This is a genomic window from Lentzea californiensis, from assembly GCF_024648825.1.
In the GTDB taxonomy this organism is placed as follows: domain Bacteria; phylum Actinomycetota; class Actinomycetes; order Mycobacteriales; family Pseudonocardiaceae; genus Lentzea; species Lentzea californiensis.
Genome location: NZ_JANBBE010000011.1, coordinates 265,123 through 281,483 on the forward strand (window position 1 = coordinate 265,123; position 16,361 = coordinate 281,483).

The 16,361-nt window shown below is 68.4% G+C and carries 17 protein-coding genes; 13 read left to right on the forward strand and 4 right to left on the reverse strand.

Annotated features, from left to right (window positions below; all coding sequences use genetic code 11):
* Positions 1–80 precede the first annotated feature (80 nt).
* From LX88_RS33190 to LX88_RS33205, 4 genes are all read left to right on the forward strand, one after another.
* The gene (locus LX88_RS33190; protein ID WP_258951731.1) at positions 81–989 is read left to right on the forward strand and encodes a helix-turn-helix transcriptional regulator; all 909 of its coding nucleotides are present in this window, start codon (positions 81–83) and stop codon (positions 987–989) included.
* Between the two features lie 73 nt (positions 990–1,062).
* The gene (locus LX88_RS33195; RefSeq protein ID WP_258951732.1) at positions 1,063–1,431 is read left to right on the forward strand and encodes an STAS domain-containing protein; all 369 of its coding nucleotides are present in this window, start codon (positions 1,063–1,065) and stop codon (positions 1,429–1,431) included.
* An 11-nt stretch (positions 1,432–1,442) separates the two neighbouring features.
* Positions 1,443–2,708, forward strand: a complete 1,266-nt coding sequence (locus tag LX88_RS33200; protein ID WP_258951733.1) for a tannase/feruloyl esterase family alpha/beta hydrolase — start codon at positions 1,443–1,445, stop codon at positions 2,706–2,708.
* Between the two features lie 199 nt (positions 2,709–2,907).
* The gene (locus LX88_RS33205) at positions 2,908–3,210 is read left to right on the forward strand and encodes a macro domain-containing protein (protein ID WP_372511467.1); all 303 of its coding nucleotides are present in this window, start codon (positions 2,908–2,910) and stop codon (positions 3,208–3,210) included.
* Positions 3,211–3,232: 22 nt separating this feature from the next.
* On the opposite strand, the gene LX88_RS33210 is transcribed toward LX88_RS33205, so the two are convergent.
* Positions 3,233–4,222, reverse strand: coding sequence for a LacI family DNA-binding transcriptional regulator (locus tag LX88_RS33210; RefSeq protein ID WP_258951734.1), 990 nt, complete (start codon positions 4,220–4,222; stop codon positions 3,233–3,235).
* Between the two features lie 123 nt (positions 4,223–4,345).
* Between LX88_RS33210 and LX88_RS33215 the strand changes: the two genes are divergently transcribed.
* The 5 genes from LX88_RS33215 to LX88_RS33235 are packed head-to-tail and all read left to right on the forward strand — an operon-like array spanning position 4,346 to position 11,517.
* On the forward strand, positions 4,346–5,386 hold the full coding sequence (locus LX88_RS33215; protein ID WP_258951735.1) for an ABC transporter substrate-binding protein: 1,041 nt from the start codon (positions 4,346–4,348) through the stop codon (positions 5,384–5,386).
* Positions 5,376–6,890, forward strand: a complete 1,515-nt coding sequence (locus tag LX88_RS33220; RefSeq protein WP_258951736.1) for a sugar ABC transporter ATP-binding protein — start codon at positions 5,376–5,378, stop codon at positions 6,888–6,890. Before LX88_RS33215 ends, LX88_RS33220 begins: the two co-directional genes overlap by 11 nt.
* Positions 6,847–7,818: an ABC transporter permease gene (locus LX88_RS33225; protein WP_258951737.1), complete on the forward strand. Its 972-nt coding sequence runs from the start codon at positions 6,847–6,849 to the stop codon at positions 7,816–7,818. Before LX88_RS33220 ends, LX88_RS33225 begins: the two co-directional genes overlap by 44 nt.
* Positions 7,815–8,795 carry an ABC transporter permease gene (locus tag LX88_RS33230; RefSeq protein ID WP_258951738.1) on the forward strand — a complete coding sequence of 327 codons (981 nt, stop codon included), beginning with the start codon at positions 7,815–7,817 and terminating at the stop codon, positions 8,793–8,795. Before LX88_RS33225 ends, LX88_RS33230 begins: the two co-directional genes overlap by 4 nt.
* Before the next feature lie 7 nt (positions 8,796–8,802).
* The gene (locus tag LX88_RS33235) at positions 8,803–11,517 is read left to right on the forward strand and encodes an AbfB domain-containing protein (RefSeq protein WP_258951739.1); all 2,715 of its coding nucleotides are present in this window, start codon (positions 8,803–8,805) and stop codon (positions 11,515–11,517) included.
* Positions 11,518–11,594: 77 nt separating this feature from the next.
* Here the strand turns inward: LX88_RS33235 and LX88_RS33240 are convergent, their stop codons facing one another.
* Positions 11,595–12,626, reverse strand: coding sequence for an FAD-dependent oxidoreductase (locus tag LX88_RS33240; protein ID WP_258951740.1), 1,032 nt, complete (start codon positions 12,624–12,626; stop codon positions 11,595–11,597).
* Between the two features lie 171 nt (positions 12,627–12,797).
* Here LX88_RS33240 and LX88_RS33245 point away from each other — a divergent pair, with 171 nt between their 5' ends.
* Positions 12,798–13,565: a Tat pathway signal sequence domain protein gene (locus LX88_RS33245; RefSeq protein ID WP_258951741.1), complete on the forward strand. Its 768-nt coding sequence runs from the start codon at positions 12,798–12,800 to the stop codon at positions 13,563–13,565.
* A 42-nt stretch (positions 13,566–13,607) separates the two neighbouring features.
* The gene (locus tag LX88_RS33250) at positions 13,608–13,973 is read left to right on the forward strand and encodes an SPW repeat domain-containing protein (RefSeq protein WP_258951742.1); all 366 of its coding nucleotides are present in this window, start codon (positions 13,608–13,610) and stop codon (positions 13,971–13,973) included.
* A gap of 72 nt (positions 13,974–14,045) precedes the next feature.
* Here LX88_RS33250 and LX88_RS33255 read toward each other — a convergent pair whose 3' ends face one another.
* Positions 14,046–14,435: a RidA family protein gene (locus tag LX88_RS33255; protein WP_258951743.1), complete on the reverse strand. Its 390-nt coding sequence runs from the start codon at positions 14,433–14,435 to the stop codon at positions 14,046–14,048.
* An 85-nt stretch (positions 14,436–14,520) separates the two neighbouring features.
* Here LX88_RS33255 and LX88_RS33260 point away from each other — a divergent pair, with 85 nt between their 5' ends.
* Positions 14,521–14,904 (forward strand): winged helix-turn-helix transcriptional regulator, encoded by a 384-nt coding sequence (locus LX88_RS33260; protein ID WP_258951744.1) that lies wholly within the window; start codon positions 14,521–14,523, stop codon positions 14,902–14,904.
* A 32-nt stretch (positions 14,905–14,936) separates the two neighbouring features.
* A complete protein-coding gene (locus LX88_RS33265) occupies positions 14,937–15,875 on the forward strand; it encodes an NmrA/HSCARG family protein (RefSeq protein ID WP_258951745.1) in 939 nt (312 codons plus the stop codon).
* Here LX88_RS33265 and LX88_RS33270 read toward each other — a convergent pair.
* Complete coding sequence (locus LX88_RS33270) at positions 15,872–16,285, reverse strand: MarR family winged helix-turn-helix transcriptional regulator (RefSeq protein WP_258951746.1); 414 nt, start codon at positions 16,283–16,285, stop codon at positions 15,872–15,874. The genes LX88_RS33265 and LX88_RS33270 overlap by 4 nt on opposite strands.
* Between the last annotated feature and the right edge of the window lie 76 nt (positions 16,286–16,361).

Sequence of the window (16,361 nt, forward strand, 5' to 3'; positions counted from 1 at the left end):
CTTCCGCCCTCCCAGCGGGTGAGCGGAAGCAACCGTCTTGGCGATGGACACCGGCGGGACGGGCGAGGATCGTGCAGCACGTGGAACGGGTCGTCGAGGTGGCGGACTTGGACGCAGCGCACGAGGTGTTGAACGCGGCCTACGGCCAGATGCGTCTCAACGCCGGCATCGAGCACCCTCACATGTGGATGTCGTCGCGAATACACGGTCACGTCCGGTTCGACGAGCTGCACGGGCGCATCGCGCTGGAGGTCAGCGTCGACCCGATGAACAACTTCGTCTTCGGCCACACGGGCGCAGGGATGGTCTACTACGGTTCGGGTGGCGAGGACCGCTTCTGGATGCCCGGTGACGTGTTCCTGTGCGCACCACCCGAAAGTCCCTTCGTCGGGGCGATCCTCGACCCGCGGCTGTCGACGGTCACGCTGACCCAGTCGCTGATCGACGAGGTGGCCGACGGAGTTCGGTTCGCGGGTTTCCGGCCGGCCTCGTCCCGGGACGCGGCGGTGTGGTGGTCCACCTGCGTGCACCTGCGTGACCAGGTGCTGCCGCGGTTCGGCGACAACCCACTGGTGACGGCGAACGCGACCCGCCTGCTGGTGAGCACCACCCTCGCCGCGTTCCCGAACACCGCACACGCCGCGCCGACGCCTGGTGACCGGCGTGACGCGCACCCGAGAAGCCTCCGCCGTGCGGTCACGTTCATCGAGGACAACGCCGAGACTGACATCTCCGCCGCCGACATAGCGCGTGCGGCTCGCGTGTCCATCCGCGCGTTGCAACTCGCTTTCCGCCGCCACCTCGCGACGACACCAATGGCGTATCTGCGGGGCGTGCGTCTGTCGTGCGCCCATGAAGACCTGAGAGCGGGCAACGGTTCTGTCACCGAGATCGCGGCCAGATGGGGTTACGCCCGTCCGAGTGTCTTCGCCGCGCACTACCGCACCGCGTACGACGTGTCGCCGTCGAAAACCCTGCGGTCAGGTTGAGGCGCTTCGTTTTCCGGTCCCGGACTTCGTTTCCGCTGCTATCGTCCGCGCCCGCGGTGCGGTGAAGTGGTTCATGACCGCCTGCGAGACCAGTCCGTTCACCGTGCGGACAGAACGCTCCGGCACCCGCTTCGTCGCCACCTGCCAGGGCGAGATGGACATGACGACCTGCGACGTGTTCTTCGCGGCCGTGCTGCCCGGCATCGTGGACACGACCACAGACCGCGTAGCGATCGACCTGGCCGACGTGACGTTCCTGTCCGCGGGCGGCCTGCGCACGTTGCTGCTCCTGCTCTGCGCGGCCCACCACAACGGCAAGTCGTTCACCGTGCACCACACCCAGCCGCAAGTCCGCCGCGTGCTGGACCTGTTCGGCTTCACCACCTTCAAAGCAGGTCTTGTGTGGGAGACGACCATGTCGCCGCCGAGCCCTCACCACTAGCTTGACCAGCTATGTTGCTCCCGCTGGTACTGGTGCTCGCGCTGACCCCGCCGACGTCCGCGATGACGGTCCCCGGCGCGGAACACCAGCAACTCGCCCGCCTGACCGACCTCACCACGACCGGCCTCAAGGCCACCGGCCACACCGACCCGGCGGACTGGGCGGGCCTCACGAGCACCGCCCTGCCCGTCCCCGCCGCGGTCCCGGGCATCCAGATCGACGGCTACTTCCCGGACACCTCGCGCACCAACACCAACCACGGCTGGCACGACTCCCAGTTCGTGGTCAGACTGCCCGACCACTGGAACGGCGGCCTGGTCGTCACCGGCGCCCCGGGAGTCCGCGAGCAGTACGCCAACGACCGCGCGATCTCCGACTGGGTCCTGTCCCGCGGCTACGCCTTCGCCTCCACCGACAAGGGCAACACCGGAGCCCAGTTCTACCGCGACGGCCGCGCCATGGAGGAGTGGAACCACCGCTTCACCCAGCTCACCATCGCAGCGAAGTCCGTTGTCTCCCAACGCTACGGCCGAACCCCGCGCCGAACCATCGCCACCGGCATCTCCAACGGCGGCTACCTGGTCCGCTGGCAACTGGAGAACCGCCCGCACCTCTACGACGGCGGCGTCGACTGGGAGGGGACGCTGTGGACGGTCAAGGGCCCGAACCCCCTGACGTTCCTGCCACCCGTGCTCCGCGCCTACCCGGCCTACCTGGCAGGCGAACCGGGCGCGCACGAGGCGATGGTCGCGGCGGGCTTTCCGGCCGGTACGGAATTCCTGTGGGACTACCACTACCGCTACTACTGGGACCTGACGCAGCGGATCTACCGCGAGGAGTTCGATCCCGGGTTCGACGGGGACCTGGAGGCCGGGGTGCCTTTCTGCGCTCCCGGTACTCCTGCCTGCGATGCGGACTACTCGTACGCCTCTCGGCGTCGTGTCGCCGGGCCCGCGGTGTCCCGGGTCGCGTTGACCGGGAAGGTGAAGCGGCCTTTGCTGACTGTGCACGGGACTTACGACGTGTTGCTGCCGATCAGCCAGGATTCGGATGTGTACGCGGGTATGACGCCTGATCGGTTGCACCGGTACTACCGGGTGGAGCAGGGGACGCACGTGGATGGGCTGGTCGATGCCCATCCAGATCGGTTGCGGCCTCTTGCGCCTTGCCATCGGACGGCGTTCGTGGCTTTGGAGCATTGGCTGGACGGGGTGGAGCCGCCTCGGTCGGCGACCTTGCCGCGGCCGGCCGACGTGGCCACCTGCCCGTTGTCGTGATGGCGAGGCCCCGCCCACCCAGGGGGCATACCACCACACCACCCAGCAACGACCTTATCGCCGCGCCCGCCCTGTCAAGCCCCCTCCGCGCGGATCTGTGGACAACTCGGCCTCACCGAACGGAAAGCCCGGAGTTGTCCACAGATCGCCGAGCAGCGTCTTGACAACGCCGATACGGCGCTAGGTTAAGTGGAGGTCGGTGGCCTGCCCCCTGGGTGGGCGGGGCCTCTCGCCAGCCCCGCGATCTTGGCCGAACCCGGTCTGGTCGGCCACCGAGGACCGCTCGCAGCTCCTCACCGACTGCCACCACAACGCCCTGCGCGTGGCGGCCGGACTCCAGGCACGCACCATCGCGTTCCCCGCGATCTCCACCGGCATCTACCGCTGGCCGGTCGAGGACGCCGCCCGGATCGCTCGCGCCGCCGTCGAGGACGCCCCGGTCGAGCTGATCAGGTTCGTCCTGTTCGACCAACGCACCTACGACGCCTTCGCGCGTCCGTAGCCGGGATCTCCAGCGCCGAACGTCACCGGGTCACGGTGCTTTCCCTGACCTGCAGGGAGAACGGCGTTTCGACGTTCTCGAGGGCGTCGCCGGACTCGACGCGCCGGTGCAGCAGGTCGACGGCGGCCTGGGCGATGGCGGCCTTGTCGGGGGCGACGGACGTGAGCGACGGAGAGCTGTAAACGCTTTCCTCGTTGTTGTCGAAGCCGACGACGGCGAGGTCCTGGGGAACGCGCACGAAACGTTCGCCCGCCGCTCGCATGGCGCCGATGGCCAGGAGGTCGTTGAAGCAGAACACGGCGTCCGGTGGGGTGCGCAGGTCCAGCAGCGACCTCATCGCGGCGGCGCCGTCGGCTCGGTGGTAGTTCAGCGCGGGGACCACGAGTTCGTCCACGAACGGCAGTGAGGCCTCGGCCAGGGCTCGGCGGTAGCCCTCCAGGCGCAGGGCGGCGGTGCCTCGGTGGGGGTGGGCGCCGATCGCGGCGATGCGCTGGTGGCCCAGTGAGATCAGGTGGCGGACGGCGGCCTGGGCCGCGGCCACGTTGTCGATGCCCACGCGGGAGATCGGGACGTCGACGGCGTGCTCGCCCAGCAGGACGGCGGGGACCGGCAGCTGGAAGTCGTCCACCTGCAGGGCCTCCGGGCTGAGGATCGCGGCGTCCACCAGGTGCGGGCCCAGGGAGGCCAGTGCGGAGCGTTCGCCGGCCAGGGTGCCGAACGTCTGCTCGATCAGCACGTTCCACTCGTGGTCCTGGGCGGCGGCGATGACCAGGCCGGCGAGCTCGGCGAAGTACGGGATCGAGAGCTCGGGCAGGACCAGGGCGATGAAACCGGTGCGGCCGCGGCGCAGGTTGCGGGCGCCCAGGTTCGGGCGGTACCCGGTCGCCTCCAGCGCCTCCTCGACGCGGCGGCGGTTGTCCGGTTTCACGAACGAGTAGCCGTTGACCACGTTCGACACGGTCTTCACCGAGACGCCCGCCAGCCGAGCGACGTCCTTGAGCGTGGCCAACACAGCCTCCAAAGAAGTACCGGGAAAAGTACCGGGAAGTCCCCAGTCTTTACAACGTTGGAACAACGATGCAAATCTAGCGCCTGAGAGCGCGTCCACGCATAGCCCGCCGTGTAGGAGCCAACGATGTCTCGCATGTTGCTCATCGCCGTCGCAGCCTTGCTCGTGACGGGGTGCACCAGCAGGGAAACCCCGACGACCGCGACCAGTGGAGGGCCCGCCGCGTCTGCCGCGCAGAACCAAAGTGCTGGTCCCGGCTGTGCGCGGAGCACGACCGGATACCCGCAGGTCGACGTCGAGGGCGCGGTGGTCGGCTTCTCCCAGTCGGAGAAGGAAGCCAACCCGTTCCGCACCGCGGAGACCGCGTCGATCAGGGACGAGGCCGCGAAGCGGGGCGCCGAACTGCTCTACACGAACGCGCAGAGCGACCTGAACAAGCAGATCAGCGACATCAAGTCGATGATCGACCGCGGGGCGAAGCTGCTGATCGTCGCGCCGCTCAACTCCGACGGCCTGCAGCCCGCGTTCGACGCGGCCAAGGCCAAGCAGGTGCCGGTCATCACGATCGACCGCAAGGTCACGTCGAAGCCCTGCACCGACTACCTCACGTTCATCGGCTCCGACTTCGTCGAACAGGGCAAGCGCGCCGCCCAGCAGATGATCAAGGCGACCGGCGGCACGGGCAAGGTCGCGATCCTGCTCGGTGCCTCGGGCAACAACGTCACGGTCGACCGCACCAAGGGCTTCAAGGACGGCATCGCCGGCACCCCCGGCCTGACCGTCGTCGCCGAGCAGACGGGCGAGTTCGACAGGTCCAAGGGGCAGGCCGTGATGGAGCAGCTGATCCAGAGCAACCCGGACATCACCGCCGTGTACGCCGAGAACGACGAGATGGGCATCGGCGCCGTCACCGCTCTCAAGGCCGCCGGCAAGCAGCCGGGCAAGGACATCAAGATCGTGTCCGTCGACGGCACGCGCAACGCCGTGCAGCTCATCGCGGACGGCAGCTACACCGCCGTGGTCGAGTCCAACCCGCGCTTCGGCCCGCTCGCGTTCGACACGCTGGAGAAGTTCGGCAAGGGCGACGAGATCCCGCAGAACATCGTGATCTCCGACGACGAGTACGACTCGGCGAACGCGGCGCAGAAGCTCGGCAATGCCTACTGATCCGGTGATCGAGGTCGCCGGCGTGACGAAGACGTTCGCCGGCGTCCGGGCACTCGGCGACGTGGACTTCACGCTCCGGCGCGGCGAGATCCACGCGTTGGTCGGGGAGAACGGCGCCGGCAAGTCGACGCTGATCAAGGTGCTGACCGGCATCCACACCCCGGATTCCGGTTCCATCACCCGCAACGGGCACATCTCCACGATCTACCAGGAGGTGAACCTCGTTCCGCTGATGAGCGTGTCCGCCAACCTGTTCCTCGGCCGCGAGCCGCGCAACCGGTTCGGCCTGATCGACCGCGCCCGCCGCGACGCCGACGCCGCGGAACTCCTGCGGGGCTACGGCATCACGGCGGACGTGAGCAGTCCGCTCGGGACGCTCGCGGTCGGCGAGCAGCAGATGGTCGCGCTGGCCAGGGCCGTCGCGGCGGACGCGGACGTCGTGATCATGGACGAGCCGACGTCGTCGCTGGAACCGCGCGAGGTCGAGACGCTGCTCGGCGTCGTGCGAAAGCTCCACGAGGCGGGCATCGCGATCATCTACGTCAGCCACCGCATGGACGAGCTCTACCGGATCTGCGACACAGTCACGGTCCTGAGAGACGGTGCGAACGTTCACAGCGGTCCTCTCAAAGAACTTCCGCGCATCGAACTGGTCTCGCTGATGCTCGGCAGGTCGGTCAAGGAGATCGAGAAGCACGGCACCACTGCGTTCGGCGAAGGTCACCAGGCCGACACGCAGCCGGTGCTGGAAGCTCGAGACCTCACGAGCAAGCCGCGCATCGGCGGTGTCGGCGTGTCGATCCGGCCCGGTGAGGTCGTCGGCCTCGCCGGCCTGCTCGGATCGGGCCGCACCGAGACCGCGAAGGCGATCATCGGCGCGCTCCCGCTCGACCGCGGCACCGTGCTCGTCGCGGGCAAGCCGGTGGCGCACAACGTGAAGGCGTCGATGAGGGCGGGCATCAGCATGCTCGCCGAGGACCGCAAGACCGAGGGGATCATCCCGAACCTCTCCGTGCGCGAGAACATCGTGCTGGCCGCGCTACCCAGGCTCAGCAGGTTCGGCGTGACCAGCAGGTCCAAACAGGACCGGATCGTCGACACCTTCGTCAAGCGCCTGCGCATCAAGGTGTCCAGCCCTGAGCAGAAGGTCGCGGAACTGTCCGGCGGCAACCAGCAGAAGGTGCTGCTGGCCAGGTGGTTGTGCACGGAACCCAGGATCCTGCTCCTCGACGAACCGACGCGCGGCATCGACGTCGGCGCCAAGGCCGAGGTGCAGGCGCTGATCGACGAACTCGCGCGGGAAGGCCTGGCGGTGCTGCTGATCAGCTCGGAGCTGGACGAACTGCTCGACGGCGCGGATCGTCTCATCGTGCTGCGCGACGGATCGGTCGCCGGCGAGCTGGAAGGCGACCAGTTGACCCGTGAGCACGTGCTCACGGCCATCGCGGCGGAGGTGACGGATGACTCAGGAGACCACGCAGGCAGCCACCAGGACAGCCGCTAGCACCACAGCGGCGCGGACGCGCTGGTTGCAGGACAACGGTGTCTACGTCGCCGTCGCCGTGCTGCTGCTGTTCAACGCCCTGTTCACGGCCAACTTCCTGACGCTGGGCAACTTCACGACCCAGCTCGTGCAGGCCGCGCCCGTGCTGATCGTCGCGCTCGGCATGGCGCTGGTGATCGGCACCGAGGGTGTCGACCTGAGCGTCGGCGCGGTGATGGCGCTGGCCGCCGCGGTCATCCCGCTCTACCTCGGCGCCGGTCCGCTCGTCGCCATCATGATGGCGCTCGTCGTCGGCGTGCTGGCGGGAGCGTTCAACGGGTTCCTCGTCGCCAGGGTCGGCATCCAGCCGATCGTCGCCACGCTCGCGCTGCTGGTGGGCGGACGCGGCCTCGCGCTGGTCATCGCGGACGGGCAGCTCGTCCAGCTGCACGACGAGACGTTCCTGGAGCTCGGCACCGGTGACGTGGCCGGCATCCCGATCAGCGTGCTGATCGCGGGTCTGCTGGCGCTCGTCGTCGCGGGCCTCACGAACCGCACCACGTTCGGGCGCCAGCTCGTCGCGATCGGCGGCAACCGCAAGGCGGCCACGCTCGCGGGACTGCCGGTCAACCGGGTGCTGATCGGCGTCTACGCGATCACCGGCGTGCTCGCCGCGATCGCGGGTGTGCTGGCCACCTCCCGGCTCGCCGCCAGCGACCCGGCGGACATGGGTCTGCTCATGGAACTGTCCGCGATCACCGCGGTGGTCGTCGGCGGCACCCCGCTCACCGGGGGCAAGGTCCGCGTGCTCGGCACGGTGTTCGGCGTGGTCCTCATGCAGCTCGTCCGGGCCACCCTGATCAAGCACAACCTGCCGGACTCGATCGCGCAGATGATCCAGGCCGCGATCATCATCGCCGCCGTGTACGTGGCACGGGAGCGCCGATGACTGTGTCTGAAACGAGTAGGCGGCACAGGGCGGTGTTGCCCAAGGCGGCGAGGACGAAGGTCCTGCAACGCCAGGGCGCCGCCGTGGCCCTCGTGCTGATGGTCGCGGTGTCCTGGCTGGTCTTCCCGCGTTTCGGCAGCCTCGACAACCTGCGCGACCTCGCCCTGCAGGGCTCGTTCCTCGTGGTGATCGCGATCGGGATGACGTTCGTGATCATCACGGGCGGCATCGACCTGTCCGTCGGCTCGCTCTACGCCCTCGGCGGCGTGCTCGCGGCCTGGGGCTCGCAGTACGGGTTCCTGGCAGCGCTCGCACTGCCGTTGGCGGTGTGCGGGTTGATCGGCCTGATCAACGGCCTGCTGATCGCGCGCACGAACATGGCGCCGTTCATCGTCACGCTGGCGTCGCTGCTGTTCGCCCGCGGACTGCTGCTGGCGATCACCGACGAGGGCGCCAACACCTACCAGATCCCGGCGGACAGCGCGTTCGTCGAACTGGGCCGCGGCACGGTCTTCGGCTTCGGCTACCCGATCTTCGTCGCGGCCGTGCTCGCCGTCCTGGGCGGCATGGTCCTCAACCGCACCAACTTCGGCCAGAACGTGTTCGCGACCGGCGGCGCCGAGCAGTCGGCGGTCCTGCTGGGCGTGCCCGTCGCGAAGACCAAGGTCCTCGTCTACACGATGAGCGGCACGCTGGCGGGTCTCGCCGGCGCCCTGACCGCCGCCTATCTGCAGTCGGGCGTCACGGTCATCGGCGTCGGCCTCGAACTGGACGCCATCGCGGTCGTCGTCATCGGCGGAACCCTGCTGACCGGTGGCATGGGCACGATCCTCGGCACCGTGATCGGGGTCGGCCTGATCAAGGTCATCCAGAACGTCATCAACCAGATCGGCACGCTCGACAGCAACTACCAGTCGGTGGTCAGCGGCGTGTTCTTGCTCATCGTCGTCGTCCTGCAGCGAATATTGCGAAGATAGGAGAGCCATGACCAGACGCGTCCTGGGCGTGATGGTCTCGATCCTGATCACAGCAACCTTCCTGACACCCACAGCGCACGCCGCGGAGTGGGTGCCGAAAGTCCCTCCGCTCTCGACACCCTGGACCTCCCAGGTGTCGCCGACGAATGCCCTGCCCGAGTACCCGCGACCGCAACTGCAGCGCCCGGAGTGGCAGAACCTCAACGGTGTCTGGGAGTTCGCCGGGGCACCGAACCTGAGCAACCCGCCCATCGGCCGGCCACTGGCCGAGGGCGTGCTCGTGCCGTACCCGATCGAGTCCGCGCTGTCAGGGATCAAGCGGCACGAGGACAACATGTTCTACCGCCGCACCTTCACCGTTCCGTCCTCTTGGAACGGTCGTCAGGTCAAGCTCAACTTCGGAGCGGTGACCTGGGAGACGCGGGTCTGGGTCAACGGCAGGCAGGTCGGCACGCACACCGGCGGCTTCGACGCGTTCTCGTTCGACATCACCTCGGCGCTGGTGGCCGGCACGAACGAGATCGTCGTCGGCGTCACCTCGACGGTCGACGGCAGCCGCTATCCGATCGGCAAGCAGCGCCGCGACCCGAGCGGGATCTTCTACACCGCGGCGTCCGGCATCTGGCAGACGGTCTGGCTGGAACCGGTGCGGGCCGCGAACATCACGCGTCTCGACACCACCCCGAACGTCGGTGCGGGCGCGCTCGACCTGGTCGTGCAGGGCACCGCGGGCCAGCCGGTCACCGCCGAGGTGCTCAGCGGCGGGCAGGTGGTCGGCCGGCAGACCGGCACGACCGGTAGCTCCCTGCGGGTGCCGGTGCCGAACGCCCGGCTGTGGTCGCCCGACGACCCGTTCCTCTACGACCTGCGCGTGACGCTGGCCGGCGGGGACGCCGTGACGGGCTACTTCGGCATGCGCTCGCTCGGCAAGGCGATGGTCGGCGGCGTCATGCGGCCGTTGCTGAACGGGAAGTCCGTCTTCCAGAGCGGCACGCTGGACCAGGGCTACTGGCCGGACGGCATCTACACCGCGCCGACCGACGAGGCGTTGCGCTTCGACCTCGAACGCCAGAAGGCGCTGGGGTTCAACATGGTCCGCAAGCACATCAAGGTCGAACCCGCGCGGTGGTTCTACCACGCCGACCGGCTCGGCCTGATGGTCTGGCAGGACATGCCGTCCGTCGACTCGATCGACGAGGCGCCGAACTCGCACGCGAACTACGAGTCCGAGCTGCGCCGGATGATCGACCAGCTCAAGGGCATCACGTCGATCGTGCAGTGGGTGCCGTTCAACGAGGGCTGGGGCGAGTACGACGCCGGCCGGATCGTGAACCTGATCCGCTCGATCGACAACACCCGGCTGATCAACCACAACTCGGGGTCCAACTGCTGCGTCTCGGACCCCGATCCCGGCAACGGCGACGTGATCGACGACCACCACTACCAGATCTCGGCCAGCACCCGGCTGCCCGACGGCAACCGGGTCGCGATGCTCGGCGAGTTCGGCGGCCTGGGGCGCAGGGTCGCCGGCCACGAGTACCAGCCGGGAGCCGGATTCGCCTACGGCGCCCTGTACCCGGACGAGCAGTCGCTCACCAAGCGGTACGAGGAGGTCATCAAGCAGGTCCAGCGGCTCGTGCACACGCGTGGGCTGTCCGCGATGGTCTACACCGAGCCGTACGACGTGGAGAACGAGGTCAACGGCTTCTACACCTATGACCGGCGCGTGCTGAAGATGACCGAGTCGCGGGTGCGGGACGTCAACCAGAGGGTGCTCGCGGTCGCCCGCGGCACGGCGGTCAGCCCGGACGACGTGGTGTCGTTGCGCGTCACCACGACCGGGTACACGAACCGCTACCTGCGCCACCAGGACTCACTGGCCCGCACCGACGTCATCGGCACGGACCTGTCCCGGCTGGACGCCACGTTCCACCCGCGCCCCGGACTCGCCGACGCGGCCTGCCTCTCGTTCGAGTCGCGGAACTTCCCGGGCCAGTTCCTCAGGCACAGCAACGGACGCATCCGCACGGACGTGAACAACGGCACGATCGCGGCCGATGCCACGTTCTGCGCGCGGGAGGGCTCGGGCGGCACCGCGCTGGAGTCGTTCAACGTGCGCGGTTCCTTCGTGCGGCACTTCAACGAGGGCGTCTACCTGGCGCGCTCGGGCGGCCCGAACCCCTGGGACACCGCGAGTTCCTTCGCGGCGGACTCCACCTGGGCGATCGGCACCGGGTTGTGGCGCAGCGGCGCGGACCTGCCGCTGGACCAGGCCCGCTCGTTCCGCGTGACCTCGCCCGGCTTCACGGATCGCTACCTGCGGCACCGTGAAGGCCTGGCGCGCACGGACGTCGTCAACGCCTCCAGCGCCGCACTGCTGAAGTCGGACGCGACGTTCATCGTCCGCCGCGGTCTCGCCGACCCGACCTGCTACTCGTTCGAGGCCCGCACCATCTCCGGGCAGTTCCTGCGGCACGCGGACTTCCGCGTCCGGCTCGGCACCAACGACAACACCGACCTGTTCCGCCGCGACGCGACCTTCTGCGCGCAGCAGGGCAGTGGCGGTGTGCGGCTGGAGTCGGTCAACGAGCTCGGCACCAACATCCGGCACTACCAGGAGGAGGTCTGGGCCGCCTCGAACGGCGGCGCACATGCGTACGACAACCCTGCCTCGTACAACCAGGACGTGAGCTGGGCCGTGAGCTCACCTTGGGCACCGTAGGAGAGAACATGCTGCTACGCATGGTCGCCTGATCGGTCCACCGGGACGCGCACTCGACGCGCGTCCCGGTGGATCTCCTAGTTGAACATGATCTTCTTGGCCACGGCCTTGCCGGGCGGCGTGCGCAGCAGCGTGAACGCGAACTCGGCGAGTCCCGGGCCGCGGACGAGCGACAGTCCGCGCCGCAGCTGGGACCTCAGCAGGTAGCGGCGCCGCATCGCCGCGCCGTCGTAGTGCTCCAGCACGTACCTGTTGCCGCTGCGCAGGTAGTCGAACGTGACCGAGGCCGCGAGCTCGGACATCCGCATGCACGGGTCGAGCCCGCCCGCCGTGAGCGGCGAGACCGCGCCCGCCGCGTCGCCGACCAGCAACCCCTGCGGCGACACGATCCGGCGCAGCAGCCCGCCGACCGGGATGGGCCCGCCCCTGCGCTTCACCGGGCCGGTGGGCTCCGGCGTCGGGAAGCTGTCGCGGAACCGTTGCAGCAACTGGGGGAGCGGCGCGGTGAACCGGTCGGCGCGGCCCGCCAGCCCGACGTGCGCGTGCTCGCCGTCGTCGATGACCCAGGCGATGTAACCGGGTGCGAGCCGCGGGTCGGCCACGCAGTGGAACGTCGGCGTCGCACCGGTGCGGACCGGGTAGACCTCCTCGATGCCGGTGATCAGCTGCCGGTTGACGTCGAGGCCGAGGGTCTTCGCGACGGTGGACCGGGCGCCGTCCGCGCCGATCGTGAAGCGGGCCTTCGTGGACTTCGCGGGGTAGCTGGAGTTCAGGCTGACGCGCGCGCCCGCCCGTTCGGCGTCCTCGACCGCGGTGGCGTAGATGCCTTCCATGTCACCGACGCGGAACTCGTCGCGCGGGCTCAGGAGTTCCACCGGATTTTCGCCGGACGGCGGGTAGAGCAGCACGCGCCGGACCGCCGGGCCCAGGTGCGGGAGCTCGTAGTCGTCGAGGGTGCGCCGGACGAAGATCCCGGTCGTGCGGATGCCGGTCTCCAGACTGGTCCTGCGCTCACAAACGGCCACGTCGAGGCCCGCTTCGGCGAGCAGGCGCGCGGTGTTGAGGCCGGCCAGCCCGGCGCCGACGACGAGCACGTCCACGGTGTCCATGCCGCCGACGCTAGATCCGATCGCCGGGCCACCTCCCGTTTCCCGGCAACACCTTCACCGGATCTGCACCGTTTCTCCACAGATGTGAGCCCTTGACACGCCAGAGGCCCGTCGCAGATGGTGTGCCTACCGCTGCCTCGAATCGCCGCCCTGGTTCGAGGAGGAACACCGATGGAGTTGTTCAACCGCCGCACCGCGATGCTCGCCATCGCGGCCACGCCACTGGCCGTGGGTGTGGCGTCTGCTGATGTAGGTGCCATGGCGTTCGTGCAGAAGTGGGCCCCGAACCCCGGTTCGGAGGGCCTCGGCGCGTTCGCCGGCATCGAGGACGACCGCTCGAACTCGCACCCCTCGGCCACGCACATCTTCGCCGAGAGCAACCAGTACCGGTTCGTGATGCACAAGTCCGATAGGGACGGTGCTGACCGGCAACGCAACGAGGTGCGCGCCATCCAGACCGGCGGCACCCGGCACGACATGAAGAAGGGCGAAACCTGGCGCTTCAACTACCAGATGTACATCCCCGCGTCGTTGAAGGGCACCACCAGCTTCTCGCACATCTTCCAGGTCAAGCACACCGGCGTGGACTCGCCCGTGGTCACCATGTCGTTGTTCCGCTCGGGGTCGCTGGAGACCGTCGAGATGAGACTGTTCGGCGCGGGCCAGGCGAAACTCGGCAGCACGCCGCTGGCGCCGTTGCGCAACCGGTGGATCGACGTCGAGATCGAGATCAAGGTCGCCGACTCCGGCAGCCTGCGCTACTCGCTGAAGGACGGCGGCACGACCGTCGTCAACGCCTCGCGCTCCGGTTTCGACACGTGGCTGGGCGGTGACCAGGCGCATCCGAAGTGGGGCATCTACCGGAGCGTCAACGACTCCGCGCAACTGCAGGACACCTATCTCTTGCTGCGCAACATGAAGGCGTACCGGAACGAATAGTGGGTGTTCCCAGAACCGCGTCGAGAGGTGAGAATTGCTCGCGTGGGGGACATTCACGGAAGAACCGTCGAGAGCAGGGCCGGTGTCACCGCCTTCCTGGCGGGGGTGTGGCTGATCGCCGCGCCTCCGGTCCTGCACTTCGGCGCGTCACTGCACGCCTTTCGCCCGTACTGGGTGTCCATGGGCATCGCCGTCGTGATCATGCTGCTCGGCATGGTGCGCGCGATGGCCCCGTTGGACGTGCCGCTCATCCGGCCTGTGACGATCGCACTGGCGGTGTGCCTGATCGTCGTCGCGTTGGTGCGCACGGATGGTGGCAGTGCGGCTGTTTGGCTCAACCAACTGGTCGTCGGCGTTCTCGTCGCGTTGTCGGCCGCGCTGGCTTTGTTGATCAGCCTGCGCAGGTGAGTCGCGGCGTGCACCTGAGGCGCCGAGCGGACCGGCATTCGCTCACGCCGGTCCTCGTCAGCCGCCGGTGAATCAGTCGATCACGGCCGTGGCCTCGACCTCGACCAGGTGCTCCGGCACGTCCAGCGCGGCGACGCCGATCAGCGTGGCGGGCGGCTTCGCGGTCTCACCGACCTTCTTCATGGCGTTCTCGATGCCCTCGAGGAGCGCCGGCATCTTGTCCGGCGTCCAGCCCACGACGTACACCCGGACCCTGGCCAGGTCCTTGAACGACGCCCCCGCGGCCTTCAGCGCGGTGTGCACGTTCACGTAGGCCTGCTCGGTCTGGGTGGCGAGGTCCGGCGCGGCGTCCCAGGCGACCTGCCCGGCCAGGTAGATCGTCTTCGCGCCGCTCGCGACGGCCACGTGGTGGTAGACGTCGATCTGCGGCAGCTCTTCGGAGTTGATGAGCGTGACGGCCATTGCGGTTCTCCTGTTGGCTCTCTTGTGGTTACTCACTCACCGTAGGAGAGTGGGAGGCGACCTGGAAGAACGCACTTTTTCGAGAGTGGGGCACCACGAGGTGAGCAAGCAGCTCAGCGGCGATCTGGCCCGCGCGGATTCCCTGGCACGCGAGATCTTCTCCGACATCGCCAACAAGTGGGCGCTGCTGATCGTCGAGACCATCGGCGACAGCACGAAGCGCTTCACCGAGCTGAAGACGGAGGTCGACGGCATCAGCCACAAGATGCTGACCCAGAACCTGCGGCTCCTGGAGCGCAACGGCCTCGTGTCGCGCGTCGTGCACCCGACCGTGCCGCCGCGGGTCGACTACACGCTCACGGAGCCGGGGCAGGCGTTGCGGGCGACCGTGGACGCGATGTGCGCCTGGACGACGCGGTACCTGGGTGAGATCGAGGAGGCGCGCAGTCGCTTTGGTCACTCTTCTTGATAGTCACTTGTCGGTGACTATATGGTGGGGGCATGACCGAGAAGAAGATCATTGCTGTGGTGGGAGCGACCGGCGAGCAGGGCGGCGCGGTGGCCCGGGCGTTGCTGGCCGACGGGGAGTTCGCGGTGCGGGCGCTGGCTCGCAACCCCGAGGCGGCCGCGGCCCAGAAGCTCGCCGCGCTGGGGGCCGAGATAGTCCGGGCGGACCTGTACGACGTCGAAAGCCTGCGGAAGGCGTTCGACGGGGCGTACGGCGCCTACCTGGTGACGCCGTTCTTCACGCACATGTCGGCCGCCAAGGAACTGGAAGAGGTCAAGAACCTCGTTGCGGCCGCGAAGGGGCTGCACCACGTCGTGTGGTCGACGCTGGAGGACACCCGCGAGGTGATCTCGCTCGACGACGACCGGATGCCGACGCTCGACGAGAAGTACAAGGTGCCGCACTTCGACGTGAAGGGTGGCGAGGCGGACCCGTTGTTCGAGCAGGCGGGGCTGCCGACGACGTACGTGCGGATGTCGTTCTACTGGAACAACCTGCTGCGTGGCATGGCGCCGCATCGCGCGGCCGACGGTTCGCTCGTGCTCTCGTTGCCGATGGGGGAGAGCCGGATCTCCGGGATCGCCACAGAGGACATCGGCAAGGCGATCGTGAGCGTGCTCAAGCACCCGGAGAAGAGCGTCGGGCAGACGATCGGCCTCGGTGCCGAGCACCTGACCGGTCAGGAGGTCGCGCAGGCGTTCAGCGACGTGCTCGGCGAGGATGTCAGGTACGAGCCGTTGTCGCACAACGACTTCCGCGCGCTCGGCTTCCGCGAGGCGGTGGAGATCGGGAACATGCTCCAGTACTACACGGAGTTCGACACGCACATCCTGCCGCGCCGCGACACCGGGCAGACGCGTGAGCTCGTGCCGGCGTGGCTGACGCTCCAGGAGTTCCTCGCCGCCCACCGCGAGGACATCGTGATCGGCTAGTAGCCGTGCGAGACCTCGGCGAAGACCTTCTTGAATTCGGCGAACCGTTCCTGGCCGACGCGTTCCGCGAGCCTGGCCTCGATCTCGGAGATGATCCTCTTGGCCAGGACCATCTGGTCGAGGCCACGCTCGGTGGGCACGACCAGCTTCGCCCTGCGATCCGCTGGGTCTGGCCGGCGGGCGACGTAGCCGAGGCGTTCGAGCTCGTCGATCAGCGTGCCGACGACCTGCTTGTGCTGGCCGGAGCGTTCGGACAGCTCGCTCGCGCGCGTGCCGTCCTGGGCGATGTAGGCCATGACGGCGCCGTGGCGGGGACGCAGGTGCTCGTGGCCCGCCTCGGCGAGGCGGGTGAACAGTTCCTTGTGGAACCCGGAGAGCAGGTGCGCGGAAAGGACGCCGACGTCTGGCATGGCGACGATGTTAACCCGGCGGCGGCCGAGTCCGAAGAGGACGGACGAACTCGGCACGCACGACGCCGGAGATCGG

Excerpts from the sequence above, each read along its gene's own strand:
- LX88_RS33255 (WP_258951743.1), bottom strand. The coding sequence starts at position 14,435 with ATGGCCGTCACGCTCATCAACTCCGAAGAGCTGCCGCAGATCGACGTC.
- LX88_RS33200 (WP_258951733.1), top strand. The coding sequence starts at position 1,443 with ATGTTGCTCCCGCTGGTACTGGTGCTCGCGCTGACCCCGCCGACGTCC.
- LX88_RS33195 (WP_258951732.1), top strand. The coding sequence starts at position 1,063 with ATGACCGCCTGCGAGACCAGTCCGTTCACCGTGCGGACAGAACGCTCC.
- LX88_RS33225 (WP_258951737.1), top strand. The coding sequence starts at position 6,847 with ATGACTCAGGAGACCACGCAGGCAGCCACCAGGACAGCCGCTAGCACC.
- LX88_RS33245 (WP_258951741.1), top strand. The coding sequence starts at position 12,798 with ATGGAGTTGTTCAACCGCCGCACCGCGATGCTCGCCATCGCGGCCACG.
- LX88_RS33230 (WP_258951738.1), top strand. The coding sequence starts at position 7,815 with ATGACTGTGTCTGAAACGAGTAGGCGGCACAGGGCGGTGTTGCCCAAG.
- LX88_RS33270 (WP_258951746.1), bottom strand. The coding sequence starts at position 16,285 with ATGCCAGACGTCGGCGTCCTTTCCGCGCACCTGCTCTCCGGGTTCCAC.
- LX88_RS33220 (WP_258951736.1), top strand. The coding sequence starts at position 5,376 with ATGCCTACTGATCCGGTGATCGAGGTCGCCGGCGTGACGAAGACGTTC.
- LX88_RS33235 (WP_258951739.1), top strand. The coding sequence starts at position 8,803 with ATGACCAGACGCGTCCTGGGCGTGATGGTCTCGATCCTGATCACAGCA.
- LX88_RS33215 (WP_258951735.1), top strand. The coding sequence starts at position 4,346 with ATGTCTCGCATGTTGCTCATCGCCGTCGCAGCCTTGCTCGTGACGGGG.
- LX88_RS33240 (WP_258951740.1), bottom strand. The coding sequence starts at position 12,626 with ATGGACACCGTGGACGTGCTCGTCGTCGGCGCCGGGCTGGCCGGCCTC.
- LX88_RS33265 (WP_258951745.1), top strand. The coding sequence starts at position 14,937 with ATGACCGAGAAGAAGATCATTGCTGTGGTGGGAGCGACCGGCGAGCAG.